Raw genomic sequence first — 1,541 nt, forward strand, 5'->3', positions numbered from 1 at the left:
CGCAGAAGCCCATTACCCAACGTTTAACGGCTTGTTTGGCGTTCATGCTTTCCCCCCGATTTTTGCCTTGTCGCCATGTGCTAACGTGGCGTAGGCGAATACGTCATACACCTTCACCGTTCTCTGTCGGTCATCCGTGAAGTAGAAGTACGAGGTGCAGAAGAACTTCCCGAACTGCCACCACAGGACGTACACGAGTGACGAGGCAAACGCAGAGAAGAAGGCCGAGATCATCGTGCTGTGCCCACCGAACGTGCGCAGCGACCCGACCTCGATCATCCGGATATACTCAGGCGTCCCGGTCCGCACATACATGAAACCCATGTAGTCGGCCCACGAGAGCAACGCACCATCGACCACAATCGGCGTATGGCTGTAACCGAAGATGGGCCAATTGCTCGGATAAAACAGAATGGCGTACATCCAGGCTCCGACCACCGCGGTCAAGGTCCAGTTCCGGGTCAGTAAGAGCGTGATGTCCAACACCAACGCACTCGGAAGCAACGTCGCCGGCATGACGAAATTCGGCGGATAATTGGACCACCACCACCACGACGTATACACGGCGATCCATTTCCCGAACCCCAGCGCCAGAATCGTAATCGTTGCCCCGAACGGCTGACGATAATTCACCCAGTTGTAATACTGGAGTGCAGCACAAAACGTGATCGTCGTAATCGGGGTGACGATCGGCCACCATTGCCGATCTTTCCAATCTAGCCAAAAATCCCAGTCTCCACACAGCAACGCGGTGTGCATGTGGAAGGTCCCGACGATGGTAATGAACAAAATCGGGATAAAATAGATGTGATCAATGTGCCGAGACATTGCCACACCTTCTGGCGGCAACTTCGAGGCCTTGATAATTTCATCGGTTCTAAACATAACTGACACCCTCCGTCATTCCAGCCGGCCAGAAGCGGCCCGGACACTTCACACCGTCACAATCACCCGGACACGCCTCTGACACCGACCAATGATACATGTGGACTTACCGATTCATTGCTACTTAGTACACACTCTTGGCCCCCTGCTGCACCTGGGCCGGGAACGGATCCAGGATGCTCTTCGGCGCGTTGTTCCAGATCACGTCCGCCAGATTCGACATCCGGCTCACGATCTGCGCCGCGACGCCGCCCGCCGCCCCGAACAACCCGCACCACCCTAACGTCACGAAGCCCCAGTGCAACGGCGCCGCAAACAGCTCATCCACAAACCAGAACGCATGGCCCCACTCGTTGAGCCCCACGTTCGGCAGAATGAACATCGGCCCCACCACTGCCGCCACCAACGGAAACGACGTCGCCTGGCTGTACAGCGGCAACCGCGTCTGCGCATACAGGTAGCTCGACACGCCGCACGTGATGTACAACGGGAACGTCCCGTAGAACGCCACAATGTGGCTCGCCGTGAAGCTCGTGTCCCGGATGATCACTTGGTGCCACGCCGCATCCTGTTCCAACGTGTAGCTCCCCGCGTAGTACACGCCCCAGATGTAGCACACCAACCACCCCATCCAGTAAAAGTACCGCTTCAGCTCC

2 protein-coding genes are annotated in these 1,541 nt (G+C 57.0%); both read right to left on the bottom strand.

Annotated features, from left to right (window positions below):
• Window positions 1-42: 42 nt before the first annotated feature.
• On the bottom strand, window positions 43-885 hold the full coding sequence (gene amoA / locus ACYX34_RS20265) for a bacterial ammonia monooxygenase, subunit AmoA (RefSeq protein ID WP_462078397.1): 843 nt from the start codon (window positions 883-885) through the stop codon (window positions 43-45).
• Between the two features lie 124 nt (window positions 886-1,009).
• A partial coding sequence (locus ACYX34_RS20270; RefSeq protein ID WP_462078398.1) for a methane monooxygenase/ammonia monooxygenase subunit C occupies window positions 1,010-1,541 on the bottom strand: 532 nt, incomplete at its 5' end.

The sequence above is a fragment of the Nitrospira sp. CMX1 genome (genome assembly GCF_054902215.1).

Coding starts and splice junctions, on each gene's coding strand:
- amoA (WP_462078397.1), bottom strand. CDS start 885: ATGTTTAGAACCGATGAAATTATCAAGGCCTCGAAGTTGCCGCCAGAA.